This window comes from Polaromonas sp. P3_C2 (assembly GCF_056402675.1).
The window spans coordinates 1-1,346 of record NZ_JBFUGX010000916.1; the positions used below are offsets into that span (position 1 = coordinate 1).

The 1,346-nt window shown below is 63.3% G+C and carries 1 protein-coding gene; it reads left to right on the forward strand.

Annotated elements, in window-relative coordinates:
- The first annotated feature begins 294 nt into the window (after nt 1–294).
- Nucleotides 295–1,236, forward strand: coding sequence for a TIGR03915 family putative DNA repair protein (locus AC1DWI_RS23340; protein ID WP_477670412.1), 942 nt, complete (start codon nt 295–297; stop codon nt 1,234–1,236).
- The last annotated feature ends 110 nt before the right edge of the window (nt 1,237–1,346 follow it).

Below are 1,346 nucleotides of genomic sequence, written 5' to 3' on the forward strand. Positions count from 1 at the left end.
CCCCCGTCCAGGTCAAAAGCGCAMGCTGCAGCATGTTTGGCACCGTTGCCGCCAGCCCGGCCCTTTTGGGCTGGTTTCAGCCTGATTTAGGCGACAAAGCCACAAAAGGCCAGGGATTTGCGCCCCGCTTTCACACCTGAACCACCAAAACACTGTATATTAATACAGTGAATTCCAGCTTACTGTCCTGGCAATGCGCCGCCCGCACCCAGGAAGTCGGCTCTTTTGCCTACACCCGCAGCGGTGGCCGCCGCCGCACCATGGGTGCTTGAATCGTGAAGAAAGGATGTGTCCATGGGCGTGATGAATGACCTGCTGACGAACGACCTCTTTCCACAAGCCATGCTGCCCGTCACGCTGCAGGGGCAGACGGACCTCGAGGGCTTTCGCCGTGCCGCACGCGGCCTGCTGGCACAAAACATCCTGCCCGGGCAAGTCAGCTGGCATTGCGGCACCACACCCGCTACTGAAGGCCCGCAGCCCACCGGCACAGCGCAGAGCCCCGCACTCAGCGACGCACCCACCGTCGCCGTGCCACCCGAATTTCTCACCCTGTGCCAGGCCGTCATCCTGCACAACAACCCGCAGCGCTTCAGCCTGCTCTACCGCCTGCTGTGGCGCCTGGTGCATGAGCCCGAACTGCGGCACAACCAGCTCGACGCCGACATGGCGCTCGCCCGGCAGATGGCCGAAGAGGTGCGCCATGACATGCAGAAAATGAAAGCCCAGCTGCGCTTTCACTCGGTGCAGGACGACACCTTTAAAACCCGCCCGCAAGGCGGCCCGCTGCATGTGGCCTGGTTCGAGCCGGAACACCACATCGTTGAAGCCGTGGCGCCGCTGTTTGCCCGCCGCTTTGCCCACATGCGCTGGGCTATCCTCACGCCTCAATGCAGTGTCGAGTCCGACTACCTGGGCCCGCAGGCTTCCGGCCACGGCCGGCACGCTGCGCCGGTGTTGCCCCCGGAAGAAGTACGACCAGGCCACAAGCCGGCCGACGCCCCGGCGTCCCTGCGCTTTGGCCCCGCCGCCGACAGGCAGACAGCCCCCTCACCCGACGCCAGCGAACAGCGCTGGCTCACGCAGTACGAACAGGTCTTTCATCCCGCACGCCTGCGCCGCCGGATGATGCAGAAAGATTCGCCGCAGCGTTACTACCGGAAAAACCGCAGCTCGGCCGGCGCCCGCAAGGTGCGCACACCGAAGGCTGCTGCCGGTCAGTCACTATCAATTTAATAGCTGCTTGCGCTTATCCCTATTGGGTCAGGGCGGTATTTGGCATTCATCCTTGATGCCACGCCATACCGCTCACGGGCTATAAACAGGCAGAAAATCCGCCTCAGGGC